The sequence below is a fragment of the Methylocystis sp. H62 genome (assembly GCF_015709515.1).
Classification (GTDB): Bacteria; Pseudomonadota; Alphaproteobacteria; order Rhizobiales; family Beijerinckiaceae; genus Methylocystis.
Window position 1 is genome coordinate 65,955 of the sequence record NZ_JADNQZ010000047.1, and the last position, 26,426, is coordinate 92,380.

General features: G+C 64.1%; 33 protein-coding genes and 1 pseudogene. 12 read left to right on the top strand and 22 right to left on the bottom strand.

Going from position 1 to position 26,426, the window contains the following annotated elements; translation table 11 throughout:
• Positions 1-90: 90 nt before the first annotated feature.
• Positions 91-618: a DUF6101 family protein gene (locus tag IYY11_RS06405; protein WP_196403093.1), complete on the top strand. Its 528-nt coding sequence runs from the start codon at positions 91-93 to the stop codon at positions 616-618.
• Here IYY11_RS06405 and IYY11_RS06410 read toward each other — a convergent pair.
• The 5 genes from IYY11_RS06410 to IYY11_RS06430 form a co-directional block, all read right to left on the bottom strand.
• Complete coding sequence (locus IYY11_RS06410) at positions 609-1,760, bottom strand: GTP-binding protein (protein WP_196403094.1); 1,152 nt, start codon at positions 1,758-1,760, stop codon at positions 609-611. The genes IYY11_RS06405 and IYY11_RS06410 overlap by 10 nt on opposite strands.
• A gap of 148 nt (positions 1,761-1,908) precedes the next feature.
• Positions 1,909-2,784 (bottom strand): metal ABC transporter substrate-binding protein, encoded by an 876-nt coding sequence (locus IYY11_RS06415; protein ID WP_196403095.1) that lies wholly within the window; start codon positions 2,782-2,784, stop codon positions 1,909-1,911.
• 5 nt (positions 2,785-2,789) lie between these two features.
• On the bottom strand, positions 2,790-3,659 hold the full coding sequence (locus IYY11_RS06420) for a metal ABC transporter permease (RefSeq protein WP_196403096.1): 870 nt from the start codon (positions 3,657-3,659) through the stop codon (positions 2,790-2,792).
• Positions 3,649-4,461, bottom strand: a complete 813-nt coding sequence (locus IYY11_RS06425; protein ID WP_409455232.1) for a metal ABC transporter ATP-binding protein — start codon at positions 4,459-4,461, stop codon at positions 3,649-3,651. The genes IYY11_RS06420 and IYY11_RS06425 overlap by 11 nt, the downstream gene beginning before the upstream one ends.
• Entirely contained in the window at positions 4,431-4,598 is a 168-nt protein-coding gene (locus IYY11_RS06430; RefSeq protein WP_196403098.1) for a hypothetical protein, read from the bottom strand. The genes IYY11_RS06425 and IYY11_RS06430 overlap by 31 nt, the downstream gene beginning before the upstream one ends.
• A 278-nt stretch (positions 4,599-4,876) precedes the next feature.
• On the opposite strand from IYY11_RS06430, the pseudogene rpsU reads away from it, so the two are divergent.
• Positions 4,877-5,101: pseudogene (rpsU, locus tag IYY11_RS06435) on the top strand (30S ribosomal protein S21); the annotation flags it as partial.
• Positions 5,102-5,216: 115 nt separating this feature from the next.
• On the top strand, positions 5,217-6,092 hold the full coding sequence (locus tag IYY11_RS06440; RefSeq protein ID WP_196403099.1) for a tetratricopeptide repeat protein: 876 nt from the start codon (positions 5,217-5,219) through the stop codon (positions 6,090-6,092).
• A 107-nt stretch (positions 6,093-6,199) separates the two neighbouring features.
• Here the strand turns inward: IYY11_RS06440 and IYY11_RS06445 are convergent, their stop codons facing one another.
• Positions 6,200-6,898: a TerC family protein gene (locus tag IYY11_RS06445; protein WP_196403100.1), complete on the bottom strand. Its 699-nt coding sequence runs from the start codon at positions 6,896-6,898 to the stop codon at positions 6,200-6,202.
• A gap of 330 nt (positions 6,899-7,228) precedes the next feature.
• Here IYY11_RS06445 and IYY11_RS06450 point away from each other — a divergent pair, with 330 nt between their 5' ends.
• Positions 7,229-7,630 carry a PRC-barrel domain-containing protein gene (locus tag IYY11_RS06450; RefSeq protein WP_196403101.1) on the top strand — a complete coding sequence of 134 codons (402 nt, stop codon included), beginning with the start codon at positions 7,229-7,231 and terminating at the stop codon, positions 7,628-7,630.
• Between the two features lie 103 nt (positions 7,631-7,733).
• Positions 7,734-8,903 (top strand): sorbosone dehydrogenase family protein, encoded by a 1,170-nt coding sequence (locus tag IYY11_RS06455; RefSeq protein WP_196403102.1) that lies wholly within the window; start codon positions 7,734-7,736, stop codon positions 8,901-8,903.
• Here the strand turns inward: IYY11_RS06455 and IYY11_RS06460 are convergent.
• Positions 8,884-10,062: a MiaB/RimO family radical SAM methylthiotransferase gene (locus IYY11_RS06460; RefSeq protein WP_196403103.1), complete on the bottom strand. Its 1,179-nt coding sequence runs from the start codon at positions 10,060-10,062 to the stop codon at positions 8,884-8,886. The two genes, IYY11_RS06455 and IYY11_RS06460, sit on opposite strands and share 20 nt — an antisense overlap.
• On the bottom strand, positions 10,059-10,922 hold the full coding sequence (gene dapF / locus IYY11_RS06465; RefSeq protein ID WP_196403104.1) for a diaminopimelate epimerase: 864 nt from the start codon (positions 10,920-10,922) through the stop codon (positions 10,059-10,061). Before dapF ends, IYY11_RS06460 begins: the two co-directional genes overlap by 4 nt.
• 140 nt (positions 10,923-11,062) lie before the next feature.
• Here dapF and IYY11_RS06470 point away from each other — a divergent pair, with 140 nt between their 5' ends.
• The 3 genes from IYY11_RS06470 to IYY11_RS06480 are packed head-to-tail and all read left to right on the top strand — an operon-like array spanning position 11,063 to position 12,462.
• Positions 11,063-11,836 carry a GyrI-like domain-containing protein gene (locus tag IYY11_RS06470; protein ID WP_196403105.1) on the top strand — a complete coding sequence of 258 codons (774 nt, stop codon included), beginning with the start codon at positions 11,063-11,065 and terminating at the stop codon, positions 11,834-11,836.
• Between the two features lie 57 nt (positions 11,837-11,893).
• Positions 11,894-12,148: an AbrB/MazE/SpoVT family DNA-binding domain-containing protein gene (locus IYY11_RS06475; protein WP_196403106.1), complete on the top strand. Its 255-nt coding sequence runs from the start codon at positions 11,894-11,896 to the stop codon at positions 12,146-12,148.
• Complete coding sequence (locus IYY11_RS06480) at positions 12,142-12,462, top strand: type II toxin-antitoxin system PemK/MazF family toxin (RefSeq protein WP_196403107.1); 321 nt, start codon at positions 12,142-12,144, stop codon at positions 12,460-12,462. Before IYY11_RS06475 ends, IYY11_RS06480 begins: the two co-directional genes overlap by 7 nt.
• On the opposite strand, the gene IYY11_RS06485 is transcribed toward IYY11_RS06480, so the two are convergent.
• The 3 genes from IYY11_RS06485 to IYY11_RS06495 are packed head-to-tail and all read right to left on the bottom strand — an operon-like array spanning position 12,459 to position 14,161.
• On the bottom strand, positions 12,459-13,343 hold the full coding sequence (locus tag IYY11_RS06485; RefSeq protein WP_196403108.1) for a hypothetical protein: 885 nt from the start codon (positions 13,341-13,343) through the stop codon (positions 12,459-12,461). The two genes, IYY11_RS06480 and IYY11_RS06485, sit on opposite strands and share 4 nt — an antisense overlap.
• A 24-nt stretch (positions 13,344-13,367) precedes the next feature.
• The gene (locus IYY11_RS06490) at positions 13,368-13,589 is read right to left on the bottom strand and encodes a helix-turn-helix domain-containing protein (protein WP_018408025.1); all 222 of its coding nucleotides are present in this window, start codon (positions 13,587-13,589) and stop codon (positions 13,368-13,370) included.
• Positions 13,589-14,161, bottom strand: coding sequence for a DUF2975 domain-containing protein (locus IYY11_RS06495; RefSeq protein ID WP_196403109.1), 573 nt, complete (start codon positions 14,159-14,161; stop codon positions 13,589-13,591). The genes IYY11_RS06490 and IYY11_RS06495 overlap by 1 nt, the downstream gene beginning before the upstream one ends.
• An 85-nt stretch (positions 14,162-14,246) precedes the next feature.
• On the opposite strand from IYY11_RS06495, the gene IYY11_RS06500 reads away from it, so the two are divergent.
• Positions 14,247-14,885, top strand: coding sequence for a hypothetical protein (locus tag IYY11_RS06500; protein WP_196403110.1), 639 nt, complete (start codon positions 14,247-14,249; stop codon positions 14,883-14,885).
• 81 nt (positions 14,886-14,966) lie between these two features.
• Here IYY11_RS06500 and IYY11_RS06505 read toward each other — a convergent pair whose 3' ends face one another.
• Both IYY11_RS06505 and carA read right to left on the bottom strand, forming a co-directional pair.
• Positions 14,967-15,356 carry a DUF3592 domain-containing protein gene (locus IYY11_RS06505; RefSeq protein ID WP_196403111.1) on the bottom strand — a complete coding sequence of 130 codons (390 nt, stop codon included), beginning with the start codon at positions 15,354-15,356 and terminating at the stop codon, positions 14,967-14,969.
• The gene (gene carA / locus IYY11_RS06510) at positions 15,353-16,543 is read right to left on the bottom strand and encodes a glutamine-hydrolyzing carbamoyl-phosphate synthase small subunit (RefSeq protein WP_196403112.1); all 1,191 of its coding nucleotides are present in this window, start codon (positions 16,541-16,543) and stop codon (positions 15,353-15,355) included. The genes IYY11_RS06505 and carA overlap by 4 nt, the downstream gene beginning before the upstream one ends.
• Positions 16,544-16,727: 184 nt before the next feature.
• Between carA and IYY11_RS06515 the strand changes: the two genes are divergently transcribed.
• Positions 16,728-17,177, top strand: a complete 450-nt coding sequence (locus IYY11_RS06515; RefSeq protein ID WP_196403113.1) for a GatB/YqeY domain-containing protein — start codon at positions 16,728-16,730, stop codon at positions 17,175-17,177.
• 180 nt (positions 17,178-17,357) lie between these two features.
• Here the strand turns inward: IYY11_RS06515 and IYY11_RS06520 are convergent, their stop codons facing one another.
• The 9 genes from IYY11_RS06520 to IYY11_RS06560 form a co-directional block, all read right to left on the bottom strand.
• On the bottom strand, positions 17,358-17,714 hold the full coding sequence (locus IYY11_RS06520; protein ID WP_196403114.1) for an endonuclease domain-containing protein: 357 nt from the start codon (positions 17,712-17,714) through the stop codon (positions 17,358-17,360).
• Between the two features lie 171 nt (positions 17,715-17,885).
• Entirely contained in the window at positions 17,886-18,689 is an 804-nt protein-coding gene (thiD, locus tag IYY11_RS06525; RefSeq protein WP_196403115.1) for a bifunctional hydroxymethylpyrimidine kinase/phosphomethylpyrimidine kinase, read from the bottom strand.
• A 3-nt stretch (positions 18,690-18,692) separates the two neighbouring features.
• The gene (locus IYY11_RS06530) at positions 18,693-19,079 is read right to left on the bottom strand and encodes a DUF86 domain-containing protein (RefSeq protein WP_246719699.1); all 387 of its coding nucleotides are present in this window, start codon (positions 19,077-19,079) and stop codon (positions 18,693-18,695) included.
• Positions 19,036-19,332, bottom strand: coding sequence for a nucleotidyltransferase family protein (locus IYY11_RS06535; RefSeq protein WP_196403116.1), 297 nt, complete (start codon positions 19,330-19,332; stop codon positions 19,036-19,038). Before IYY11_RS06535 ends, IYY11_RS06530 begins: the two co-directional genes overlap by 44 nt.
• Positions 19,333-19,367: 35 nt before the next feature.
• On the bottom strand, positions 19,368-20,372 hold the full coding sequence (locus IYY11_RS06540; RefSeq protein ID WP_196403117.1) for a WD40 repeat domain-containing protein: 1,005 nt from the start codon (positions 20,370-20,372) through the stop codon (positions 19,368-19,370).
• 2 nt (positions 20,373-20,374) lie between these two features.
• Positions 20,375-21,604, bottom strand: a complete 1,230-nt coding sequence (locus IYY11_RS06545) for a hypothetical protein (protein WP_196403118.1) — start codon at positions 21,602-21,604, stop codon at positions 20,375-20,377.
• A 130-nt stretch (positions 21,605-21,734) separates the two neighbouring features.
• The gene (queG, locus tag IYY11_RS06550; protein WP_196403119.1) at positions 21,735-22,889 is read right to left on the bottom strand and encodes a tRNA epoxyqueuosine(34) reductase QueG; all 1,155 of its coding nucleotides are present in this window, start codon (positions 22,887-22,889) and stop codon (positions 21,735-21,737) included.
• Between the two features lie 28 nt (positions 22,890-22,917).
• On the bottom strand, positions 22,918-24,123 hold the full coding sequence (locus IYY11_RS06555; RefSeq protein ID WP_196403120.1) for a sensor histidine kinase: 1,206 nt from the start codon (positions 24,121-24,123) through the stop codon (positions 22,918-22,920).
• 127 nt (positions 24,124-24,250) lie between these two features.
• A complete protein-coding gene (locus IYY11_RS06560) occupies positions 24,251-24,934 on the bottom strand; it encodes a glutathione S-transferase family protein (RefSeq protein ID WP_196403121.1) in 684 nt (227 codons plus the stop codon).
• A 131-nt stretch (positions 24,935-25,065) separates the two neighbouring features.
• Between IYY11_RS06560 and IYY11_RS06565 the strand changes: the two genes are divergently transcribed.
• Both IYY11_RS06565 and IYY11_RS06570 read left to right on the top strand, forming a co-directional pair.
• Positions 25,066-25,788: an SIMPL domain-containing protein gene (locus IYY11_RS06565; protein ID WP_196403122.1), complete on the top strand. Its 723-nt coding sequence runs from the start codon at positions 25,066-25,068 to the stop codon at positions 25,786-25,788.
• Positions 25,789-25,922: 134 nt separating this feature from the next.
• Positions 25,923-26,333 carry an ArsC/Spx/MgsR family protein gene (locus IYY11_RS06570; protein ID WP_196403123.1) on the top strand — a complete coding sequence of 137 codons (411 nt, stop codon included), beginning with the start codon at positions 25,923-25,925 and terminating at the stop codon, positions 26,331-26,333.
• Positions 26,334-26,426: the final 93 nt, after the last annotated feature.

A 26,426-nucleotide genomic window follows, 5' to 3' on the forward strand; every position in this document is an offset into this window, starting at 1 on the left:
CGTGCTGTTCACCAGGCTTTTTAGGGCCTTCGCGGGCAGGCTGCGGCAATATAAGCGCCGAGACGGAATTCAAGCCGCAAGGAGCGATCGATGGTTGAGGCCAATACTGCGCGCAAGATCGACGAAAGAGTCTTCGTTCAGCGTGATCGCCGCGCCGACGGCGGGGCGCGGCGCATCCGCGTGACCCGGGAGGACGTCTTGATCTCTCGGCGATTTAGCGGCGTCTCCATGGTCATCTCGGTGCCCGTCACCGCCTATTGCGGCGTCGCCCTCGAGGTGCAGCCCGCGGACGACGGATCGCCGCGCTACGTTCTTTCGCTGGCGCACCGCGACCCGGACCTCGACATTCTTCTCGGCGATACTCAAGACTGCGGCGCCGCTGCGTCCGACTGGCGTCACTGGGCGGCCTGGCTGGGACTGCCGCGCGTCACCGAGGAGGAGGGCGCGTTGCGTTCGCTCGAGGCCGTCGCCGAAGAGATCGCCGCCTCCGCGCGCCGGCGCTGCGAGACCAGTCTGGGCAAGCGTCGTCCGCGATTTCTCATGCGCCGCAAGGCTGGCGACTCCCATCGCACCAAGGTCGTGCATGGCGACGAGCGCGAGATCATCTCTTACGAATGAAGCGTCTCCTGCGCGGCCGACGCGCCAAGGACGATCTTCTCGAAGCCGTCGCGGATCTCCTGCTCCTTGAGCTTCCTGCCGATGAAGACGAGGCGCGACTCGCGCTTCTCGCCTTCCTTCCATTCTCGCTGCAAATCGCCGTCGAGGATCTGATGGACGCCTTGGAACACGAAGCGTCGCGGCTCGTCCTTGAAGGCGACGATTCCCTTGCTGCGCAGAATATCCGGCCCGTCGCGCTGAATAAGATCGTTCAGCCACGGAACGAATCGTTCAGGATCGACCGGGCCATCGTGGCGGATCGAGACGGAATGCATCTCGTCGTCGTGGAAATGCTTCATCCCGGCGTGAGGCGCGTGATGATCTTCATGCGCGTGGCCATGGCCATGCTGATGGTCGTGGTCGTGATGATCATGGCCGTGATCGTCATGGCCGCAATCTGGACCGCATTCGTGATCATGGCCGTGATGCGCATCGTCATGATCGTGACTTGACTCTTCGGCTTCGAGAAACGCCGGCTCGATCTCCAGAATCCGGTCGAGATCGAAGGCGTTGCGCTCCAAAACCGCCTTCAGGGGAACGTCCGATCTCACCGTGCGATGCAAAGCGGCGTAGGGATTGATCGCGCGGATGCGGCCTTCGACTTCCGCGAGCTCATCGGCTGAAACGAGATCGGTTTTGTTCAGGACGATCACATCGGCGAAGGCGATCTGACTCTTCGCTTCCGGCGCGTCCTTCAGCCGCTCGCTCAGCCATTTGGCGTCGGCCACCGTCACCACCGCATCGAGCCGCGCCGCCTCCTTGACGTCAGCGTCCATGAAGAAAGTCTGCGCGACGGGCGCCGGATTGGCGAGCCCCGTCGTCTCGACGATGATCGCGTCGAACTTGCCGCGTCGGCGCAGCAGGCCCTCGATGATGCGAATGAGATCGCCGCGCACGGTGCAGCAGATGCAGCCGTTGTTCATCTCGAAGACTTCCTCGTCGGCGCCGACGACAAGGTCATTGTCGATGCCGATCTCGCCGAACTCATTGACGATGACGGCGTAGCGCCGGCCATGCTGCTCGGTGAGAATGCGGTTGAGAAGCGTCGTCTTGCCGGCGCCGAGATAGCCGGTGATGACGGTGACGGGAATTTTGTCTGTCAATGCCGCTTACTCCAGTTTCGATCGCCCGCACCCTGTCCCTCCTCCGCAAGCGGGAGAGGGGACCCCAATGATCGGCCTTGCGCGAAACTCTCTAAGAGGGCCGGGCCTGCTCCCTCTCCCACGAAGTGGGGGAGGGGTGGGGAGGGGGCTACGGCGCCAAGGCTTTCGCCAATTGTCTTACATTGTGGCGCATCATCTCGATATAGGTAGCGCCATCGCCCTTGGCGTCGGACAGCGCATCGGAATAGAGCACGCCGCCCATCTGGGCGCCGGTCTCGCTGGCGATCCTTTTGGCGAGGCGCGGATCGGCGATGTTCTCGATGAAGACCGCCCGAACCTTATGCGCCCTGACCGCGTCGATGATCTTCGCGATGTCGCGGGCGCTGACGTCAGCCTCCGTCGACACGCCCTGCGGCGCGATGAATTCGACGCCGTAGCGCGCGGCGAAATAGCCGAAGGCGTCATGGGTCGAAACCACCCGGCGCCGGTCCTGGGGAATCGCGGCGATCGCCTGCTGGATTTCCGCGTCGAGCGCGTCGAGCTTGGCGAGATAGGCGTCGGCGTTGGCCCTATAGGTCTTTGCGCCTTCGGGATCGACGGCCGTCAGCGCTTCCCGGATCGCCTCGACATAAACTTTGGCGTTGGCGACGTCCTGCCAGGCGTGCGGATCCTGTCCCTCTTCGTCCTTCCGCGCGCTGACGCCTTTGCCCAAGGTGAACACCTCGCCCTTGCTTTTGGCGGCGGTGACGAGACGGTCGAGCCAGCCCTCAAATCCGAGGCCGTTGACGAAAATGAGCCGCGCGTGCGCGATGTTGCGGCCGTCGGCCGGACTAGGCTGGTAGACGTGTGCGTCGCCGTCGGGACCGACGATAGTGGTGACGGCCACCCTGTCGCCGCCGACCTGCCGCACAAGATCGCCGATAATCGAAAAGCTGGCGACGACTGGAATTTTATGCGCCTGCGCCATCGCTGGCGCGACGAGCGCGGCGAGTGAAAACGCAAGCGCGCTGCGGCGTGTAAGCATCGCTTTCATCCTTCGAGATGCCGGCGCGGCCGTCTCAACCGCAGCACGCCGCCGGCGCGGCCAAAAATCATCGAGAAAAAATAGACGACGCCCGCGGCGAGAATGATCGCGGGTCCCGTCGGCGCGCTGGTCTCGTTGGAGAAGACGAGACCGCCGTAACAGCAAAGGGCGCCGATCCCTGCCGCGAGCGGCAGGGCGATGGCGAGATCGCGCGTCCACAACCGCGCCGCCGCGGCGGGAAGCATCATCACGCCGACGGCCATCAGCGTGCCAAGCGCATGAAAGCCCGCGACGAGATTGAGCACCACCAGGGCGAGGAAGAGGAAGGGCGTGAATTCGCCGAATGCGCTCGTCTGTCGCAAGAACAGAGGATCGAGCGTATCCAGCACCAGCGCTCGGTAGAAAACCGCCAGCAGAATGAGCGTGAGGGTCGAGACGCCGACGAGCAGCAAAAGCGCCGCGTCATCAAGTCCGACGACCGAGCCAAAGAGCACGTGGAGCAGATCGACGTTCGAGCCGCGCAGCGATACGAGCGTCACGCCCAGCGCCAGCGAGACGAGATAGAAGGCCGCGAGCGACGCGTCCTCGCGCAGCGTCGTAAATCGGGAGGCCGCGCCGGCGGCGAGCGCGACGACGAGTCCGGCGAAGAGGCCGCCGAAGGTCATCGCCGGCAACGACAGGCCGGCGACGAGATAGCCGACGGCGGCCCCAGGCAGGATCGCATGGGACAGCGCGTCGCCGGCAAGCGACATGCGCCGAAGGATCAAGAAGACGCCGAGCGGCGCGCCCGAAAGCGCGAGCGCCAGGGAGCCGACAAGCGCCCGTCGCATGAATTCATAATCGGCGAATGGCGTGACGAAAACGTCAGTGAACATGCAGGCGATCTTCGGCGTCAAACCCATCGCGCAGACATTCGCGCGCGCGCTCGTCGAAGGCTTCCGACATGGCGCGCGCGCGGACGAGATTCTTTTCGCAAAGGGCGTCGCGCGTGTCGCCCCAGAAGATGCATTCGCGGGCAAGCAGCAGCGTGCGCGGGAAGGCGCGGCGGACGATGTCCAGCTCATGGAGAACGGCGACGACGGTGCGTCCTTCGGCGCGCCACCGCGCGATCAAGGCCAGAAGATCGTCGATCGTCGCTGCGTCGATCGCGCCGAATGGCTCGTCCAAAAGAATGACCGGCTGATCCTGAACGATCAGCCGCGCGAACAGCGCCCGCTGCATCTGTCCCCCGGACAGGGTTTCGAGCGTCCGCGATTCGAAGCCCACAAGTCCGACCGTTTCGATCGCCGCGCCCACCCGAACCTGCTCGGCCGCGTTCAGCGCCCGGAACAGACCGACGCGCGCCAAAGCGCCCATGGCCACGAAATCGCGCACATTGATCGGGAAAGCGCGGTCAATGTCGACGACCTGCGGCAGATAGGCGACGGCGCGCGGCGACAGGCCGCCGAAATGGATTTCGCCGCCAAGCGGCGCCAGCAGCCCGGCGAGCGCCTTGAGCAGCGTCGACTTGCCGGCGCCGTTGGGTCCGCAGACGGCGAGTCCTTCTCCAGGGGCGATTTCGCCCTCAAGGTGATGAACCGCAGGGCGACGATCATAGCCGAGGGTGAGATTGACGAGCCGGATCGCCGGCGCATTGGCCGCCGCGCTCAATGCAGCGCCCAGTAGGCGCCGGCCCACAAGGCCGCAAGAAGCAGCGCGGCGACGATGAGACGGGCGCCGGCCGAAGTTCCGAGAGCTGAGAGCCGCGCCGCTCGAGCGCCGGAGGCTGCGCCGGCGTGCACATGCTGGGCCAGGGCGCGTTGTTGCGTCGTCATGTCGAACATAGCCAATGTTATATTATAACGCCGGGATTGAACAAGGAGTCATCCGCCTCGGAGTCATCCGCCTCACCCGCGCGGATAGCCGCCGTGGAGCGCCGCATTAAGTATAGGTTGAGGCGCGTTCGCGCCAATCGGCCGTGGACAGCGGAGGGCGATTCTGTTATCCCGTGCCGCACGGGTCAGGCGCTCCGTCAGCGCCCGGATACCTATTACCTATTAAAGCCGCTCAACGACGGAGCCGTCGCGGCGGGTCCCAAACACAGGATGGATACGTGCAAGTTCTCGTTCGCGACAACAATGTCGATCAGGCGCTCAAGGCTCTGAAAAAGAAGATGCAGCGCGAGGGCATCTTCCGCGAAATGAAACTGCGCGGTCACTATGAAAAGCCGTCCGAGAAGCGCGCGCGCGAGAAGGCCGAGGCGGTCCGTCGCGCCCGCAAGCTGGCCCGCAAGAAGCTCCAGCGCGAAGGCCTGCTGCCAGTGAAGGCGAAGCCGGTCGGCGCCCGCTGATCCGGCTCGAACCGTCGAATTCTTGCCGGATTGCAGGCGCTTTTTAACATTGCGCTCGAAGATACACGGGGAAGACGTATTGCGGCGGGGAGGATCTGAAAGCATGGGCTTTCGCCGTGCGGCGACCTCGCGTCGCCAAGCTTCGCCCCTATCCAGTCAGGCCCTAACGCGCGGCGCGGCGGCGCTCGCCATCATCGCCCTGGCAGGCTGCGAAACCGCGAGCGGCATCCGTCCGCCGGGACGCGGCATCGCCGAGATCGCCGACACCGACGCCAACTCCGCCTCCGTCAATATTGATTCGCTTAGCGAAGTGATTCGGCGCAATCCGTCGAGCGCTGAAGCCTACAACACCCGCGGCGTCGCTTACGCTCGGGTCGGACGGTTCCAGGAGGCGGTCGCCGACTTCACGCAGGCCATCAAGCTCGAGCCGAATAATTCGGCGGCCTACACGAATCGGGCGCTCGCGCTCCGCCAAATGGGCCAGAGCGACGCCGCCCGCGCCGACTTCGACCGAGCGATCGAAGTCAATCCCAAACATGCCCCGGCTTATGTCGGTCGCGCCAACCTGCTGCGCGCCCAGGGCAATCTTGATCAGGCGCTTGCCGATCTCGACCAGGCCATCCGCCTCAATCCTGAAAGCGCGCAGGCGTTTCATGCGCGCGGGCTTATCCACCAGAAGCACGGCGATGATGCGCGCGCCGTGACGGATTTCGACAACGCGATCGACCGCGATCCTTTTGCGGCGGCGCCCTATCTGGCGCGCGGCGAGAGCCTGGTTAAACTCGGCAAATTCGACAAGGCGGTCGAAGACTTCAACGCCGCGCTCAACGTCGACAGCAAGAGCGCGCTCGCGTGGGCCTGGCTCGGCGTCGCTTACGACAAGAGCGGCAACCGCTCCAAGGCGCAGGAATCTTATCAGCGCGCGCTCACGCTCGATCCGCAGCAGCCCCTCGCCAAACAGGGCATGGGACGCGGTTAGAGCCGGTTCCGAAAAAGTTGACAGACTTTTCGATGAGAGCCTGCTCCATCAATTGATTTTGAGCGATTCCTTCCGGATCACATGAGTCCATGGGATCGGGAAGCGCTCTAGTCTCGCGAGACGCGCTGGTCCTCGCGCCACTGCCGGTAAATCGCGGTCGCTAAGGCGACGGCCAGCACCAGGACGCAGCCTGCGATCGAAAGCCCAAGTTCGAGCGCTCTGTGGTTCGCGACATGCACGAATGCGGGCAGGGCGGGGTCGGCGGCCGCCATGTCGCCTGCGACCCAGCCGAGAAGGCCTGCGCCCGCCCAGACCAGCGCCGGAAATCTCTCCAGCACCTTCAGCAGCGCGCCCGCGCCGAACATCACAATCGGCACTGAAATGAGAAGCCCGAAGACGATGAGATTGGTCGAGCCATGCGCCGCCGCAGCGATGGCGATCACATTGTCGAGCGACATCACCGCATCCGCCATGATGATGGCGCCGACCGCGCTCCAGAGGTTGGGTTTGGCCTTGACGTCCGAATGCTCGGCTTCATCGATCAGCAGTTTCACGGCGACGATGAGCAGCAGAACGGCGCCGACGATTTTCAGATAGGGAACCGCCATAAGCTCGACGACGACGAGCGTGAAAGCGATGCGCAGAACGACGCCGCCCAGGGCGCCGAGAAATACGCCCCAGCGCCGCTGACGCACCGGCAGTTGCCGGCACGCAAGCGCGATCAAGATCGCATTGTCGCCCGAGAGCAGCAGGTTGATCCAGATGATCTCGAAGACTTCCCAGCCAAGGCTGAATTCCGGAGACATGCGCGCTTCTTACCTGCCGGGCGAGGCCCATTGCTGCGGTTGTCGACGAACGGAGTCGCTAGGACGATTCCGCCTCGCCCCAGTCCGCCTGATGCATTGGCGATGGGCGACCGTGCATCTTACACGACTGAAGCTTTTCATCTGCAGGCGCCGCGCATCACGCACTTGCAATAGCGACATTTTACCGAAGAAGGAAGGCGTCGCTAAGCTTATGTAAAGGCCGTTTTTTCTTTTTCACGCGGAACAAGGGCCTTCACCCTGTGTTCATCTTGGAAAGGCGCGGCAAGTTCGACAATGGCGTCGGTTAAGTGCGCGCTGCAGGAGGTTACTATGGGCATGGCACAGCCAAACGCCAACCTTATCTCGAGCGATAAGGTCGAAGGCACGGATGTGTATGACGCGGCCGGCAACAAGATTGGCGAAATCGATCATCTGATGATTGATCGCATGTCCGGTTCGGTTCGATACGCGATCATGACTTTCGGCGGCTTTCTCGGCATCGGCGAAGGCGAGCATCCTTTGCCCTGGAAAGCGTTCCGCTACGACACCAATCTTGGCGGATATATCGCGGATGTGACGGAAGAGCAGCTGCAGAACGCGCCTGAATTCGCGGGCGAAGAAAGCTGGAACGATCGCGATTGGGAAAGCCGGCTGCACAGGAACTACGGGTCCTCCCCCTATTGGGAAGACACCACGACGTCGACGTCGAGAGATCAGTCGACGTTAAGGTGACTTTGACCGAAGTGGGAACCCGCGGTAGGGCGGAGCCGTAACTGGCTCCGCCCTTTTTGCCGCCTATATATGCGTCGAAAGGATTATCCGAAGGGCCTATGAAATGCGCATTGGAGCCGCCGCACTTTTGCTTTTCTGGACTCTGGGCGGCGTCGCCGCCGCCGCTCAGTCGGTTGCTCAAGATCGTCATAGCGCAGAGATAGAATCCACTCTCACACGCATCAAACTTCCTCCCGGCTTCTCGATTGCGCTCTATGCTCTAGCGCCGCGGGCGCGCACGCTCGCCATCGGGCGAGAAGGAAAGGCGATTTTCGTCGGCGCCGAGGAGAAGGACGTCTATGCGATCACGCCCGGCCAGAAGACCGCTGCTGCGGTCGAACGCTTCGCGCCGTCCATGCCGTTCTCGATGCCGCATGGCGTATGCTTCTCAAACGGGGGCGCGCTTTTTCTCGTTGAGCGTAACCGCGTCACACGGTTCGACGATGCGGAAAACACGTGGCGCGACGCGGCGGCGAACGCCAAGATCGTCGTAAAATCAGGCGATCTCGTTCCAAGGAACGAAGAGAGTCGCGGCCATTCCTCCCGCGTGTGCCGAATAGGTCCGGACGACAAGCTCTACATTTCGCTTGGCCAGCCGCACAATGTCGCGCCGCGAGACAAGCTCGCGCTATACGAGAAAACGGGAATCGGCGGCATCATTCGGATGAATCTCGACGGATCGCAGCGCGAAGTCTTCGCGACCGGCATTCGCAATTCCGTCGGCATGGCGTTCGACACGGACGGGTCGCTCTGGTTCACCGACAATCAGGTCGACTCGATGGGCGACGATCGGCCGCCTGGCGAAATCAATCGCGCCGACAGGGCAGGATTGAACTTCGGCTTCCCCTGGTACGGCGGCGGACATGTGCGCACCAACGAATATGCGCGCGCTGAGCCGCCGAAGGACGTCGTCTTCCCTGTCGTGGAGACCGCGCCGCACGCCGCCGATCTTGGCGTGATGTTTTACCGCGGCGACATGTTTCCGAAGGAATATAAGGGCGCGATGTTTTACGCGCAGCATGGATCGTGGGACCGGAGCGTCCCGATCGGCGCGCGCGTGATGGTGACGCGCGCCGGGACGACCGCGAGCACGCCCTTCGCCGAAGGCTGGAACGACGGCTCAGGTTCCTATCTGGGCAGGCCCGTCGACGTCGCAGAGCTTGCAGATGGCTCGCTTCTCGTCACCGACGACCAGAACGGCGCGATTTACCGGATCACCTACCAAGCGCCGTAAGCTGCGTCGTCAGCGCACGCCCGTCATGACCCGTGCAGAGCGCCTCGATCATTCGACTCGCGTCGGCGCCCGGCGTGCGCGCAAGGGTGAAATCCGCGGCGCGGGCCGTTCCGCCGCGCTCGGTCAAGAGCTGCAAGGTCCTGCCGATCTGCGCATCGAGATGGCGTCTCAGCGCGGCGTCGCCCTTTTCCCGCAATCGCGCCGCGCGCTCTTTGGCGATCTGCGGCGCGACGTCCGGCATGCGCGCCGCCGGCGTTCCCGGACGTGGCGAGAACGGAAAGACATGAAGATGCGTGAGACCGCAGGCGTCGACGATGTCGAGCGTGGCGTCGAACATCGCTTCCGTCTCGGTCGGAAAGCCGACGATGAAGTCGGCGCCAAAGATGATGTCGGGTCGCGCCTCCCGCAACGCGTGGCAGAGACTGATCGCGTCCTGACGCGAATGGCGGCGCTTCATGCGCTTCAAGATCAGATCGTCGCCGGACTGCAGCGACAGATGAAGATGCGGGCAAAGTCGCTGATCTTCCGCAAAAGCCTCGACGAGATCTTCGTCGACCTCAATGCAATCAACCGACGAGAGACGCAGCCGTTCAAGCTCTGGAAGGCGACGCAGCACCAGACGCGCGAGGCGCCCGAGCGTCCAACCTTCGCCAAGGTCGACGCCGTAGCTCGTAAGATCGACGCCGGTCAGCACGATCTCCTTCTTGCCGCTCGCGACAAGCGCGCCGGCCTGCGCGACGACCTCACTGGGCGGCGCCGAGCGCGCCGCGCCGCGGCCAAAAGGAATGATGCAGAAGGTGCAGCGATGATCGCAGCCGTTCTGCACGGCAAGCAGTCCGCGCGTTCCCTCATTGCCCGCAAGCGCGCGATTTGGCGCATGTTCGGCGAGAACCCGTGTCACCCCTTCAATGTTGGCGAAGCCTGGCGGGTCGATCCGCGCCGCGCAGCCGGCGACCATGATCTCGGCCTGCGGCCGCTCGCGATGCAAGCGGCGGATCGCCTGACGCGCTTGTCGCGTGGCCTCGCTCGTGACGGCGCAGGTGTTGACGATCACTGTCTCGCGCGCGCTGGCGTGCGCTTTGGCGAGTTCTTGCGACTCGACGGCGTTAAGCCGGCACCCGAAGGTGACGACCTCGGCGTCGCGAAGCGGCGCGTTCACGCCAAGACGCCCTGAAAAATCTGGGGATCGAGCCTGGTTTCAAACTCGAATTCGACCGGCCCCGTCATAAGCACATGATCGTCGGCTCGCCATTCGATCGTGAGATCGCCGCCTGGCAGGCGCAGTCGCGCCGCGCGCTCGCTGAGCCCCGCGCGCGCGGCGGCGACGAGCGTCGCGCAGGCGGCCGAGCCGCAGGCCTTGGTCGCGCCGGTTCCGCGCTCCCAGACGCGCAGCAAAATATCGTCGCGCGAAAGCATCTGCGCGAAAGAGACATTGGCGCGTTCGGGAAAGAGCGGATGGCGCTCGATGCGCGGGCCGAGCGTCTCGAGATCAATCTGCGTCGCGTCGTCGACAAAGAACACGGCATGAGGATTGCCCATGCTGACGGCGGAGAAACGCGACGGCGCGCCGGCGACGGGCGGATCGAGCGCGACCTCGCGCGTATCCTCCACGGCGCGGGCGAGCGGAATTTCCTGCCAGTCCAAGCGAGGGCGACCCATGTCGACAGTGAAAACCGTATCGGCTTCACGGCGCGTTTCGATGAGGCCGGCGTCCGTCTCCAGACGCAGCGCGTCCTTGCCTTCGCGCGCCAGCGCATAGGCGACGCAGCGCGTGCCATTGCCGCAGGCGGCGGAGAGAGAGCCGTCGATATTGTAGATGCGCATATAGGCGTCGTCGCCTGGCCGGCGCGGCTTATGGAGCGCCATCAGCTGATCGAAGCGCAGGCCCGGCGCATTGGCGATCGCGCGCGCTTCCTGCGGCGCAAGCTCGTGCTCGCTCCCGCGCAAATCGAGAATGAGAATCTCGTTTCCGGCGCCGTTCATGCGCAGAATCGGAAGATGGTCGAGCGGATGCGCCATGGGGCAGCTTTTCGCCTATTCTCCTGGAGACGCGCTCGTATATAGAGAAGGCTGCGCCGAAGCGCCACTGCGGGCTCCCGCCGCGCGCGCGTCGCATGCGCGCGCGAAAAGGCCATGATGGCCGTTTAGGAAAGCTCGACATGGAAGAAGAACCGGGCTTGCTGGATAGCCTGCGACGCCACTGGCGTGTGCTGGCGATCTTCATCATTCTTGTCGCGGGCGCCGCGATCTATTCCGAACGTGCGCTGGTTCCGGTCGGCGGCGTTGAAGACGCGGACAGATCCGCCGCGCCGCAAAAGACCGCCCCGCCAAATGCGACGCCGGATACGAAACCCAGCGAGACGAGCGAGTCCAAGCCGAGCGAGTCGAAGCCGACCGAGGCCCCTCCGACTGACGCCAGGCCAGGCGAGTCCAGCCCGCCGCCGGGCGCAGCTGACGACGCGGCGCAGGCCGTGATGAGCCAGACCGTGACCGTCGACGCGCGCCCCGCCGCTGTGACCAAGGGGCAGGGCAAGTGGGAGGATGCCGGCAAGACCGTCGGCGAGGCTCTCGCCAGGCTCAGCGAGGCGGTCGGAAAAGCAGGGCTTGCGGCCAACGGACGGCCATTCGCGGTCTTCACCAAAACCGACGACACGGGCTTCGCCTTCGAGGCGATGGTTCCGCTTGCGGCGGCGCCGGAAGGCAAGCCCAAGCTGCCTGAGGGCGTCAGCATCGGCGCGTCGCCCGCCGGCAAGGCGCTCAAATTCCAGCATCGCGGCGCCTATGACGAGATCGAGGCCACCTATGAGGCGATCGCCGCCTATCTCGACGAGAAGGGGCTCGATACGAAGGATCTCATCCTCGAGGAATATCTCACCGATTTTAAGGGCGACGACGCGAGCGTCGACGTCGATATCTATGTGTTTTTGAAGTAAGCGGTTGCGAATCCACCCACAATGTTATAACTAAGTTATAACATTGTGGGATGTGCCATGCGCAGCGCGCTTCGAAAAATGGGAAACTCTACGGGCTTGATCGTCCCCAAGCCGTTCCTTGCCGAAATTGGAGCGGATGTCGGAGACGACGTCGAACTGACCGTCGAGAAAGGCCGCCTTGTCGTCACGCCGCTCAAGAAGCGCGTTCGCGAGGGTTGGAGCGATGACGCCCGCCGTATCGCCGAGCATGGCGACGACGCGCTTCAATGGCCGGAGTTTGGCAATGAAGGCGACGAAAAACTGACGTGGTGAAGCGCGGCGAAATCTGGCTCGCTGCGCTCGATCCGACGGTCGGGAGCGAAATTCAGAAGACGCGGCCATGCCTGATCGTTTCGCCGACGGAAATACATGACCACTTGCGCACCGCGATCGTCGCGCCGCTGACGACGGGAAGCCGCCCCGCCGGCTTTCGCGTCGCGCTGACGTTCAAGGGCAAGCGCGGGCTCGTGCTGCTCGATCAAATTCGCGCAATCGACAAGCAGCGGCTCGTCAAGCGCTTGGGCAAAGCGTCCGAATCTACGCTCGCGGCGATTCTCGCTGGCCTTCGTGAGGTGTTTGAAGATTAGCCGTCCGCGTTGTTTCGCCCAAACGCCGAAACGAAGCGGCGCCAGAGCGACGGCGCGCTTTCGCCGAAAGCCGACTCGAATGACGGCCCGAAAGGCCTGCCCGCTTCGAGCGCGCGAAGAAGCTGCAGGAACGCCGTTTCGTCGCGCATGCGCAGCCAGCGCACGAACATGCCGGCCTGCCGATAGGCGAGCCGCTGGCGCTGGGTGAGCGCGTCCTTCGCTGGATCGCGCGGCGGTTCGCGCTCGAAGCCGAGCCGGGCGAAGTCGATCCATCGACGCTCGTCGAGCACGACGCGATAGCCGTCGCGGATCGCCTGCGCCGCGTCTTCAATGCTGACGCCCTCAGCGCCGCCGCCGTTTGAGGCCATCACCGCGAGCCCTTCCGTGAACCATTGCGGCGGACGCGGCGCGCCAAGCGGCCGCCAGCCCGAAAGATGCACATGCGATAATTCATGCGTGAGAACGCCTGCGAGACGATCGCGCTCGTCGCCGCACAGCGTCGGCGACAACAGCGCCGCGCCGGCGCGCGTCACCGCGGCGATGCCGGGATCGTCCATGCCATTCGCGCGCGCGTAATTTTCATAGGATGCGTAGACCCCGACCGTTGGCGGCTGCGCAAAGGGGCGCCCGTGCGCGGTCTCGATCTGCGCGATTGCGGCGGGAAGCAGCGCGGCCGTCTCGGCGGCGCAAGCGCGCGCCTCTGGTTCGTAGCGAATGCGCGCATCGTCGGCGAAGGCGGCGAGCAGTCGCGGATCATTCCACGCGGCGCGCGCGGCGAGGCGAAGCTCTGGCCGCAACATTATCGCGATGGCGAGCGCGGCGGCGCAGGCGAGCCCAAACCCAAGCCCAATCCCAAGTGCACGGGTGACCGTGCGCGGCATGTTCGCGCGCTCCTTGCGCAAAAGTTACGGCGTCGTCGTGTCGTCCGGCCGATATTCGAGAATGTCGCCCGGCTGACATTGCAGAATTTCGCAGATTTTTTCGAGCGTGTCGAAGCGCACGCCCTTCACCTTGCCGGACTTCAGCAGGCTCACATTCTGTTCGGCGATGCCGATTTGCGCGGCGAGATCGCGCGAGCGCATTTTGCGCTTCGCCAGCATCACGTCGAGATTGACGATGATCGGCATCAGACGATCTGCGCGTTTTCATCGGCGATGTCGGCCGCCGTCTTCTGGATATGGGCGAGCGCCAGGAGCGTCGCGAGCAGCATGATTGTCGAAAGATCTTCAGGTCGCAGATAGACCGACACCATATGGCCGCCCGCCGCCTTGTGCGCCGTGAGGATGAGCGACGTTAGCGGTCGCGCGGCGATATCGACGAGCGCCGCGATAAGGCCTGCCAGCGCAAGGCAGCGCAGCCATCCTGCCGCATCGGGCGTGAAGATGCGCCCCTCGAGATAGCCCGAGAACAGTCTCCAGCCGGCGTAGCAGGCGACGACGAGCAGCGCCCAGATCACGACGCTGACGCCGAAGGCCGCAAGCCGCTGATCGGCGGACAGGCCTTCGACATCGACCTTCAGCGACGCAAAGCGCGAAACGACCAGCGACTCGTCGCTCCAGAACATCACGATCGTGATGAAAATCCAGAGGCAATAGGCGACGAGCGCGAAGCGCAGCGTTTGGCAGAGCCAGCCGATGCGGCGGCGCAGCGAGTCGAGGCGACGGTCGTCAAAGGAAGAAAGGGCAGCGAAGTCGGTCATGGCGGTCTCCTTGTGTCGCTTACGTTGACACGAGAAATATTTAATGTAAAACATTAAAAACTAATCGCAAAACATGATTCAATCTATGTCGCGCATTGTTCGTCGCCTGTCTAGCCTGGCGCTCGTCGCCGCCACGCTCGCCGCCTGCAGCCATGTGCCGGTCTCAACCATGTGGGCGCTGCGCAGTTTCGACGCCGCTTCCGTCGATCCGGCCGCGCTGCGCGCGGCGGTGCGCCTGCCTGAAACTTTCGAGCCGCAGAAGGGCGGCGTGACTCTGAAAATCGGCTGGTGGCGCGACGGCGAAGCGAAGTCGAAGCATGAGATGATTTTCGCGCTTAGGGAAACGACCGCGCCGGAAGACGTCGCGCCGCTTGCCGGCGAGACGAGGGCGGGAACGCGCATTTACGCCTATCGCGTCGACCCGGCCGATTATGCGGCGATCCGCGCCCGGCAGAAGGAATTTCTGGAAGAGAAGGCGCGCGATCCCGGCAAGACGCATGGTTCCTTCGGCGTCGGCGCCGACGCCTGCCGGCGCGGCGACTTCCCGGAAGGTCCGCTGCTGACCACGACTTATCTGCGCACGCAGCTCTCTAGCCCCTATCTCACGGTGCTCAAGAATCTCGACATGCGCGAAGCGGCGACGAAGGAAAAGCCGCTCGATGCGCTCGTGCCGCCTTGCGAGAAATTCGCGAACAAAGCCGAACCGCTGACGGCCGCGCGGTGATCGGACCGCGCGCGGACCGGCGTGCACGCGCACCTGGAGCCTCTCGGTCCAGGTGCGTCACGTATCGAAAAACGATTTCAGTCAGGCGGGCGCGAAGCCGGCTGCGACTGAGCCCAGAGCGATGAGGAGTAGCACAAGAAACAAATAGAGGCGCCTGCGCTGAACCGGCGTCTGCGACCGCGCCAAGTCGGGTCTGCCCGCCGGATAGAAGACTTCGACGACCGCATCCTTGGGAAGCCATGGCGTGTTGTGATGCATCCCATCGATGAAGATGTGGTCGCAACCCGTTTCATCTGCGAATTCGATGATCATGCGATAGGTATCGCCGGTTTCACCGCCCTGAGCCTTGTGGCCGCGAACTTCGCCGAGCGCCGAGCGGATCGGCGCGCGCAGCCGAGGCAAATCTTGAATGAGCAGAGCGACGAGAACAATCGCAACGAAGAACGCTGTGGTGGCGGCGGCCGTCGTCACGCCGCCTTCGCCTTCTCCATCATCTCGACGAAGCGGCGGAAAAGATAATGACTGTCTTGCGGGCCGGGCGAGGCTTCGGGATGATGCTGCACCGAAAAGGCCGGGCGGTCGGTGAGGGCGATGCCGCAGTTCGAGCCGTCAAAGAGCGAGCGATGCGTCTCGACGGCGTTGTCCGGCAGGCTGTCGCGATCGACCGCGAAGCCGTGATTCATCGAGACAATCTCGACCTTGCCGGTGGTGAAATCCTTCACCGGGTGATTGGCGCCGTGATGCCCCTGCGGCATTTTCTTCGTCTTGGCGCCGACCGCGAGCGCCATCATCTGATGGCCGAGACAAATCCCGAAGGTCGGCACCTTCGCCGCGAGCAGGTCGCGGATCACCGGCGCGGCGTATTTGCCGGTTTCGGCCGGATCGCCGGGACCGTTCGAGAGAAAGACGCCGTCGGGTTTGAGCGCCAAAATCTCTTGGCTCGTCGCGGTGGCGGGCGCGACCATCACTTCGCAGTCCTGTTCCGCCAAGAGACGCAGGATGTTCCGCTTCACGCCATAGTCGATCGCGACCACGCGATATTTGGGCGCGCCGCTGCGCGCGCCATAGCCGCCGCCAAGCCGCCAAAGCGTCTCGCGCCAGTCGTAGCGCTCTTTTGAGCCGACGCTCGGCACGAGGTCCATGCCGTCGATCCCCGGCCAGGCGGCGGCCTTGGCTTTGAGGGCGGGAATGTCGAAGCGGCCGTCCGGCGCATAGGCGATGACGGCGTTCTGCATGCCGCGCTCGCGAATAAGCGTCGTCAGCGCGCGCGTGTCGATGCCGCACATGCCGACGACGCCGCGCGAGGCGAGCCAGTCGGCGAGCGGCTTCTGGGCGCGGAAATTCGAGGGGTCGGTGCAGGGCGCGCCGAATATGGCGCCGACCGCGCCCGCGCTCTTGTCGAGATCGACGGTTTCGACGTCTTCGTCGTTGGTCCCGACATTGCCGATGTGGGGAAAAGTGAAGGTGACGATCTGCGCGGCGTAGGAGGGGTCCGTGAGGATTTCCTGATAGCCGGTCATGGCGGTGTTGAAGCAGACTTCGCCGACCGCTTCGCCGATCGCGCCGAGCCCGTATCCTTCAATCACTTCGCCGCCGGCGAGAACCAGCACGCCGGTGTGGAGGGGTTTCTTCCAGCCATTATCTTGATCGAAGGTCATATAGGTCTCAGCTCTCCGGCGCGTCACTGGCTTGACAGCGCTCTCGCCGCGCGTCATGGCCGGACTTGATCCAGCCATCCACGGCTGCGGCGCCACGTGGATGCCCGCGACAAGCGCGGGCATGACGCGATTGGCTGTGGATGTAATGCATCCGCCCCGGAATTGGAAACCCCAAGGACACAACATGCGCGAGAAGATTGCGGCGGACCTCAAGACGGCGATGAAGGCGGGCGAGCGCGCCAAGGTCGACGCGCTGCGGCTCATCAACGCCGCGCTGAAGGATAAGGACATTGAGGCGCGCGGCGCCGGCAAAACGCTCAGCACAGACGACGAACTCGCGCTGCTCCAGAAAATGATCAAAAGCCGGCAGGAGTCGCTGGAAATCTATGAAAAGGCTGGGCGCGAGGATTTGGCTGGCAAGGAGCGCGGCGAAATCGCGGTGATTTCCACTTATCTGCCGCAGCAGCTCTCTGAGGCGGAAGCGGCCGAGGCCGTGAAGGCGGCGATCGCCGAGACGGGCGCGGCCTCGATCAAGGACATGGGCAAGGTCGTCGCCGCGCTCAAGGCGAAATATACGGGCCGCATGGATTTCGGCAAAGCCAGCGCTGCGGTGAAGGCGGCGCTGTCGGGCTAATTACGGCCCCCTTCCGGCGCTTCGCGCCACCTTCCCCCGCTAAAGCGGGAGAAGGGAAGCGGCGCGATTCATGCCTTGCGACAAGAATTCGCGAGGCTGCAAGAATTCTCCAGCGTTAATGGCGGCGCAACCTGCTCCCTCTCCCGCGAAGCGGGGGAGGGCTGGGGAGGGGGCGATTCCCTAGTCTCTCCGCTCCACCCATGCGAGCATTGTCTCGCAGACGCCGTCGAGATTGCGATACACGTCCTCATTCGTCACCCGCAGGACGCGATAGCCGTTGGCGGCGAACAAGGCGTCCCTTTGCTTGTCGTAAGCAATTTCTTCATCGCTGGAGTGGGTGGCGCCGTCGACTTCGACGATGAGGCGCGCCTCGGCGCAGAGGAAATCAGCGATGAACGGCCCGCAGGGAGCCTGACGCCGGAACGACAGGCCCGCCAGCCGATGCGCACGCAGCACGCGCCAGAGTTTGCGTTCTGCATTGGTCGGCTCGCGTCGCAAATGGCGTGCGCGTTCCGTCATGATGCGGGACTGCCGCATGTGCCCCCTTCCGGCGCTTCGCGCCACCTTCCCCCGCTAAAGCGGGAGAAGGGAAGCGGCGCGATTCATGCCTTGCAACAAGAATTCGCGAGGCTGCAAGAATTCTCCAGCGTTAATGGCGGCGCAACCTGCTCCCTCTCCCGCGAAGCGGGGGAGGGCTGGGGAGGGGGCTCAGCGCCACAGCGCATAGAAATGGTGCGGCGGGCCGCGGCCCTCGCTCAATCGCAGCTGGTCCGCCGCCTCCAGCGCGCCTTCGAGCCAAGCTTTGGCGGCGGCGATGGCGTCGATCAGCGGCGCGCCCTTGGCGAGTTCGCAGGCGATGGCCGAGGACAGCGCGCAACCGGTCCCATGCGTGTTGCGCGTGGGGACGCGTCTGCCGCGGAAGGTGCGCTTCTCTCCGGCCTCGAACAGAACGTCGACAGGTTCGCCCTCGAGATCGCCGCCCTTGACCAGCACCGCGCGGGCGCCGGCGGCGCAGAGGAGCCCCCCCTGCGCCGCCATCTCATCGGCGTTTTTGGCGAGGGGCGTTCGCGTGAGCGCGCTCGCCTCATAAAGATTGGGCGTCACGAGACGCGCCAGGGGAAGGAGGGCCGCTGCCAGCGCAGCCTCCAGCCCCGCCGAGGCGAGGCTGACGCCCTGTGTCGGAACCAGCACCGGATCGAGCACGATGTTACGCGCCCCAAAGCGCGCCAGCGTCTCAGCGACGGCCCGGGCGATATCCGGCGTCGCCAGCATGCCGATCTTGATCGCGTCGGGGCGTATGTCCGACAGCACCGCGTCGATCTGCGCGACGACAATCTCTGGCGCGACGGGGTAGGAAGCGGTCACGCCCTGCGTGTTCTGCGCGGTGAGCGCCGTGACCGCCGCCATGCCGTAGCTGCCAAAGGCGGAAAACGTCTTGAGATCGGCCTGAACGCCGGCGCCGCCGGAGGGGTCGGAGCCGGCGATGGAGAGGAGGCGGGGGATTCGAGGCATGTCCTATTCGCTTGAACCCAAGAGCTCCTGCTCAACGACTGCAAGCAACTCCGGAAGGCGTTCGTGAATGGTTCCCCAGATGAGCAGTTGCTCAACCGCCTCATAGTCATGACGATAAACATTGCCCGCGCCTGCGATGGCGGACCACTGAATATGGGAATGGCGTTCTTTCAGTTCTGCAGGCAGGCGTCTCGACGCTTCCGAAATAATCTCAAGACATCGTGTTACCCCATAAAACACAAGCAGATTGTCGCGAAAGGCATCGTAGGTGAGACCTTCAACGAAACCACTAGCGAGACGAATGTTGTCGCGAATGTCGACAAGCCGCCTATGGGAATCAGATGCCCTAGAAGGCATGAATGGAATCAGTTTCCGCTGCGGGGCGGACATATGGCTTCAAGAACTCGCGATTAACGACATCGACTGGACCGGTGAAGAGTTCCGCGATGAAATCTTTAAGCCCGACGTACGAATAAATGTCTCGCACAGCTCCCGGCTCGATCTCAATCATAATGTCGATGTCGCTGTCAGGCCGCGCATCGCCGCGCGCGTAGGAGCCAAACAGCGCCGCATGTTGGACGCCGCGCGCGCGGAGAACGGCTTCGTTCTTGCGAAGGATGGCGACGATCTCTTTCGCGTTCATGAACGCAGCATAGCATAGGCGCGTCCTGCGCGCAGTCACGCCTTCGGCAGGCTCAGCACGCCAGCGTCGCCGTTCTCCGCGCCGAAGGCGAGACGGGCCCCCTTCTCGTCCCAGGCAAGCGCGCTGATCCGGGCGCGATCGTCCTCCTGCGCGGGACGGCGCACCAGAATCTCAGATCCATCGGTAAGGCGCGCGAGCATGACAAGGCCGTCGTCATAGCCCATCGCTATGACCAGAGCGGCGGGATGGAAGGCGACGCGCGTCACGATCGCCGAATGCACGCCGCATTCGCGCGGCGCCTGGCCCATCGGCCCCTCCTTGCCGGAGAACGGCCAGACAATGCAGGCGTCGGCGCCTGAGGTGGCCAGCCATTTCCCGTCATGCGACCAGGAGAAGCTGCGCGTTTTTCCCGGATATCCTGCCATCCGCATGTGCTTGCCGTCGGCGAGGCGCCAGCCGTGCAGCATATTCTCCTGCATCGAGGTGACGAGAAAGCGCCCGTCGGGAGAGATCGTGGCGTCAAGGTGCGAGCCGGCCCAGTCGAGCGCTTCCGGCTTGCCGGCGTTCGGAAACCACAGCGTCGCGCCGCCGTAATGGGCGATCGCCAGCCGGTAGCCTTTGGGAAAGAAGGCCAGGCCGCGCGAAGTCGACGGCAGATCCAGCGATTTCACGTCGCCCTTGGCCGATCGCGCGCGCACCACTTTTCCTGCTGTCCACGCCACCGCGCCGCCACGCGCGGCGACGGCGTCGATCCATTTGCCCTTTTCGTCGCCGATGACTTCGGCGCCGCCTTTCGCGTCGGTCGCCACAACGCGCCCGTCGTCGCCGCCGGTGACGAGCCGGTCGCCGTCCCGCGCGACTACGAGGATGGCCGCGTCTTGATGGGCCGGAATGCGGCGTCCCGCCGCGCCGTCGCCGAAATACAGCGTCCCGTCGGCGAGCGCGAAGACCGGCGCCCCGCCGAGGAACGCCGCGGCGGCGACAGGCTCACGAAGCCCGATTGTTTCGACTTTATCGACGAGCGTGGGAGACAGCGTCACGGCTAAGCATGGTCCTCGGCAGGCGCGCTCCAGCCGATCGGCAGGCGCGGGCGACGTTTCCGGAATTGTCCGCGCATCACGAGCGCAAAGGCGATGGCGTCGAGTCCCGCGAGGGTCAGCCACCACAGCTGCTCGGCCGCGGGACCGAACAGGCAAATCGCGAATCCCGCGCCGAGACCGCCCAAAAGGAAGGGTGCAAGCGCCGGACGCGACTGGCCGACGAACAGGCTGGTGCGGGCGGCGACGAGCGCCGCCGCGGCCGCGCCGAGCACGCCGAGATCGAACCAGATCTTGAAGATCAGGCTGCGCGGCGTCGCCGGCGTCAGATAGCCGCCGAGCACGCCCCAGGTGGCCGCGCCAAAGCCGTGTCCGATCAACGTCCGCCAGCCGTCCGCCTCGATCATCTGACCCCAGAAGGCGAGATGTCGGAAGAAGCCGGGCGGACGTTCGGGCCAGATCAGATGCGCCGCATAGGCGGTCAGCGGCGCGAGCAGCACGATCGCCGTCATGAGCGCCGCAAGGAAAATGGCCATCAGCCGGGCGCGGCCGAAGGCTGCGGCGAAAACAGCCGCTCCGACCGCCAGCGCCGGGACGCCGTTCGGGGCGCCGGAAAGATAGCAGGCGATGACCGTCGCCACCGCGAGGGCGGCGGCCGAATACCACCGGCCGCGGACGGCGAGGGCGCCCATGGCCGGCCAGACGAGCAGGGCCAATCCCAGACCGGCGCGGCCGAGCGGTCCGACATCGAGAATGTCGTCGAGCGTATATTGCGGCTTCACCAGCAAAGTGACGGCGGCAAGCGCAATCGTCGCTGCGGCGACGCCGATCGGCAACAGGTTGAGATTCGAGGTTTTGGTGCGCAGCGGCAGAAATCCGGTGGCGAGCGCAACCAGGGCGAGCGTCGCCGTGATTTTTGCGAAGCGTTCCGCCGGTCCCTCGAACGGGGTCCAGAGCAGCGAGAGCGCCGTCCAGGCGGCGAGCAACAGAGCGGCGAGAAAGGGCGGCGAGACCAAGATCGAGCGCATCGAGCGCCCCGACCCTTCCTCCGGCGTCAGTGTCGCGGCGGCGAGCAGCAACGCCGCGCCGATCGGCAGCAGCACATAAACCGTCTGACGCGCCAAAATGGGCGCGATGAGCGAGATCACGAACAGCAAAAACACGCCAATCCGCAGCAGCAGGCGGGAAGCCTCCTCTGCGGGTTCGTCGGTATTGCGGCGCGAAAGGACAGACATGGCGGAGGTGCGGTTGAGTAGGGGATCTTCTATAGAGATTAGAACGAAATCGCCGGCGAGTAGCCTGCCGCAACGCAGTAAACCTGGGAAAGACCCCGATTTTTAGGCGACTGTGGCGCTTTTGCCTGTTTCAGGCTGTTTGGCGCCACTCTTGGCGGACCGCCGCGTCGGGTTCGGTCGCCAGTCTCTGTGCGCCAAGCTCCGCCGCTCGCGTCGGCGCCAGTCTGCCGAGGGCCCAGACGGCGGCGCCGCGAACAATGGCGGCGGCGTCGGTTATGAGCCGCTCGGCCTCGGCGGCAAGCTCGGGCCGGGCCGAATTGCCGATGGCGATCAGAACATTGCGCAAAAAGCGGTCGCGTCCGACGCGTTTGACGGGGGAGCCCGCGAACAGCGCTCGGAACGCCGCATCGTCGAGGCGCGCCAATTCTGCAAGCGGCGGGGCGTCGAATTCGGGGCGCGCGGCAAGCTTCGCCTCGCGTCCGGCGCGCGCGTATTTGTTCCAGGGGCAGACCGCAAGACAGTCGTCACAGCCGTAGATGCGATTGCCGATCTTCGCCCGAAATTCGAGGGGAATAGGGCCCTTGTGCTCGATCGTCAGATAGGAAATGCAGCGCCGCGCATCGAGCCGGTACGGCGCGGGGAAGGCCGCCGTCGGGCAAACGTCGAGACATTTGGCGCATGAGCCGCAATGATCGCGCTCGGGCGGGTCCGGTTCGAGGCGAAGAGTCGTGAAAATCGCGCCCAGAAAGAGCCACGATCCGAATTCGCGTGACACGAGATTCGTGTGTTTGCCCTGCCAGCCGACGCCGGCCGTCTGCGCGAGCGGCTTTTCCATGACGGGCGCGGTGTCGACGAAAACCTTGGCGTCGCCGGCGCCGGCGCGGCCGAGGATGAATCCGGCGAGCTGTTTCAGCCGGCCCTTGATGACGTCGTGATAGTCGCGGTTGCGCGCATAGACTGAGATCGTCGCGCAAGCCGGTTTCGTCAGCGAAGCGAGCGGATCTCCGTCCGGCCCATAGTTCAGGCCGAGCATGACGAGACTTGCCGCTTCGGGCCAGAGCGCGCGCGGCGCGGCCCGCCGCTCGGCCGTCTCGCGCATCCAGGCCATGTCGCCGTGCGCGCCATTCCGCAGCCATTCGCGCAGCCGCTCGCCCTGCTCCGGCGCAACATCCGCCCGCGCGAAGCGGCAGACGTCAAAGCCAAGCTTGAACGCATGGGCGCGAATTTCCTCCTCCAGCGCCGGAACCGCAGGCGATCGAACATCATAAACTGCCGGCGAACCCATCGATGCGTTCGGGACAGACGCGTGCATGTCAGGTGGGCGCTTGAAGAGGGATCGAGACGATGAACTCGGCGCCAGGATCATGCTTTTTCATTTCGATCGTCGCACTGAGTTGGCGAGTAAACGACGCGATGATCCGCATGCCGAGCCCTTTGCGATCGAGCGGCGCGACGTCATCGGGCATTCCTGCGCCTTCGTCGCGCACGGAAACAGTGAAATTCTCAGCGCCCTGGCGCCCGACCGTCACCGAAATGATTCCCGACTGGCTTTCATAAGCGTATTTCGCCGCATTGGCGATGAGCTCGTTGACGATCAGCGCAGTCGAAACCGCCCGGTCGGTTGCGATGACGATCCCTTCTTCGATCTCGGTGCGCACGTCGCACTGCGCGACGCTTTCATCCAAATCGTGACACAGCGCTTCAATGTATTTGCCAACGTCCATGCACTCGACGTCCGAGCCACGAGACAGCTGGTCGTGCGCCTTTGCGATCGCTTCGACGCGGTGAGACGCTTCGTTGAGAAGTTCGGACACCCCTTCGTCGCCGGCGTCGTTGGCTTGCAGGCGGAGCATGCTGCTGACGATGGAAAGGCTGTTCTTCACGCGATGATTCATTTCTTTGAGCAGCGCTTCGTTGCGCGCGAGCGCCGCTCTTAGCTTGCGCTCTTCCCGCTCGCGTTCGATCGCCATGCCAAGAAGATTCGCCGCGCCCTGCAGAAAGGCGATATCCTGCTCCCTGAAATCGGCCGGCGAGCGGCTGTCGACTTCGAGGACGCCAAAGGGCTTTCCGTCACCCTGCAGGATGACGTTCATCGCCCGGCGAACGCCATGCTGACGCAGCAATTCCGGAGTCCTGAACCGCGTCTCCATTTCGAGGTGATTGGAGATGACCGGTTGGCCGCTGCGTAATGCGTATCCAGCAGGCGAATCGAGATCCGCGCCGACTTTTGCGACGCCCACCACGCCGCGACTCCAGCCGACGCCGGCGCGCACCAGAAACTGGTTCTCGGACGGGAGCAGCTCCAGCACTTTGCAGAAGTCCGCATCCAGTCCTTGCGCCGTAAGTTGTACTGTATCCGTCAGCAGCTGATCGAGCGAAGCGCCTTGGAGGGCGGAGACGCCGAGCTCCGCCAAAATTTCCTGCTGCCGGATCCGACGCTGGAGTGCGGGCGATGGTTCGCCGCCTTCGGCGGGCTTCGTCTCAACCTTTGCGAGCTCACGCTCGTTGGGTGCGCTCATACGATGTTCCCGTATTGACGGCTACTTGCCTCAATCCACCCGATGGTTGTCAAGCGCGGCCGCAGTGCGGCATGCAACAGCGGCGCTTGAGCCTTTGGATCAGGCGCGGCCGATCAAACAGCGCCTCTTAGAAATCCAGCTCCGCATAGTAGCGCCCGGGAGTCAGGCCTGGGGCCCGATAGGACAGCAGCGGACGAAACGCGGGGCGTGACTTGATGCGTTGATACCAGTGTTTCGCCGCCTCATCCTCGTCCCACGGCGCATCGCCAAGATAATCGGCGCAGGAGATATGCGCGGCTGCTGCGAAGTCAGCATAAGTCAAACGATCGCCCGCGAGCCAGTTGCGCGCATTGGTGAGATAACCAATGTAGCGAATATGGTGCCGGATGTTGGCGCGCGCCACACGCACCACGTCCATATCGGGCGCGCCGCCCGGAGGCGCAAAGCGCTTGTAAACTTTCTCCCTGATCAGCCAGTTCGTGACCTCGTCGAAAAACTTGACGTTGAACCAGTCGACGAGCCGACGCGTTTCAATGCGCTCCGCCATCTCCTGCGGCAGGAGTCGTTGCGCGCCGCGTTCGGCGCCATAGGTCTCGTCGATATATTCGGCGATAAGATTGGCGCCTGGCGCGACAAGGCCGTTATCGTCAACGAAGACCGGCGTGCGGCCAGCGGGGTCAAGCGCGAGAAACTCAGGGCGGCGGTCGCTCACGCGCTCCTCGATGAGCGTAGCGTCTATTCCATATTCGGACAGGACGAGCCGGATGAATCGCGAATGGGGGCAGAGCGGGTGATGATAAAGCGTGGGCATGAGGCCTTTTCGAGCGGACGCGAAGCGACGAGCTGCGCCGCTTCTGTATGCTGGTTCGGGTTAGCGCCGCTAGCCGGCGGTTTTACGGCTTTGATGAGCTTTTTAGCGCGCAGCTTTTGCTAGGATATGCCATGATTCGTTTGCTCTTCGCACTTTCGCTCGGCCTGATGCTGTTCACGGCCGCGGGGAACGCCGACACGCTGAAGGACGGCGTTCCAAATCTCTCAGTCATTGGCGAGGCTTACGAGGACGTCGCGCCCGACTTGGCGATCTTGCGGTTCGGCGTCGTCACCGAACGGCCGCTGGCCGCCGACGCCGCGGCGGAAAATGCGCGCGCGGTCGAAGCGGTTCTCGCCGAGCTCAAAAAATTAGGCGTTCCCGACGCTGAAGTGCAAACGCAGGGCGTAACGCTCGCGCCCGTCACCGTCGAAGAGCGAGACCCCAAGACAGGCAAACCCAAGCCATCACAAAAGTTTTTCCGCGCACGAAACGATTTGCGCGTGCGGGTGACTCGAATCGAACAGGCCGGCGAGATCGCCGGCGGTCTGATCGACAAGGGCGTTAACAGCTTCGAAGGCATCGATTTCGAAATCGCTCATCCCCGGCAACGGCTTGATGCATTGCGGCGCGAAGCGGTCAAGGACGCCGAGCGGCAGGCGAAAATCTATGCGGAGGCGGCCGGACTGCGGCTGTCCCGCGTGATCGAAATCCGTCCGCTCGAGGAGATCGACGCGCGCCCGCGCGCCTATGCGGCGAAGGCCGCCGCATCGTCAAGCGGCGCTGAAATTCCTTTGCGTCCAGGCCTGGAGCGTCTCTCGGCGCGCGTGAATATGGTCTGGGGGCTCTCGCGCTAATTCGCTCTGCCTGCTGAAGCGGCGAAAGCCCGCTGCGCTGCCCGCAATTTGTTCGCTTGAAGCCATATCGCGCTGCACAAATTCACGCTAAGCTCGCGTCAGCGACTGGTGGGCCGCAATGTGGGGGGTCGCGGATGGCTCATGTCATCTTTTACGAAAAGCCGGGCTGCGCCGGCAATGCGCAGCAGAAGGCGCTGCTCGTCGCCTCTGGACATGAGGTCGAGGTTCGGGACCTTCTGACCGAATCCTGGAGCCCGTCGAGCCTGCGTCCCTATTTCGGCTCCAAGCCGTTGCCGGAATGGTTTAACGCCGCCTCGCCGCGCATCAAATCCGGCGAAATCGACCTCGAGAAAGTCACGCCGCAGGAAGCATTGGTGATGATGATGCTCGATCCGGTGCTCATCCGGCGCCCGCTGATGCGCATTGGCGATCATTGCGAGGCCGGTTTCGACTCGGCAGCGGTCGACGCGTGGATCGGGCTGAAGCGGACCGACGAAACGGTCAGCGACGTGTGCGTGCGCTCCATCGCGAACGACACTTTCTAGCCTCCTCGGCAGCGCTGCGCCGCCATAAACTCGGCGCTGCCAAACCCCTCCAGATATCCATAATATGTAAATGGCGCCGGTTCGGCCGTGCGG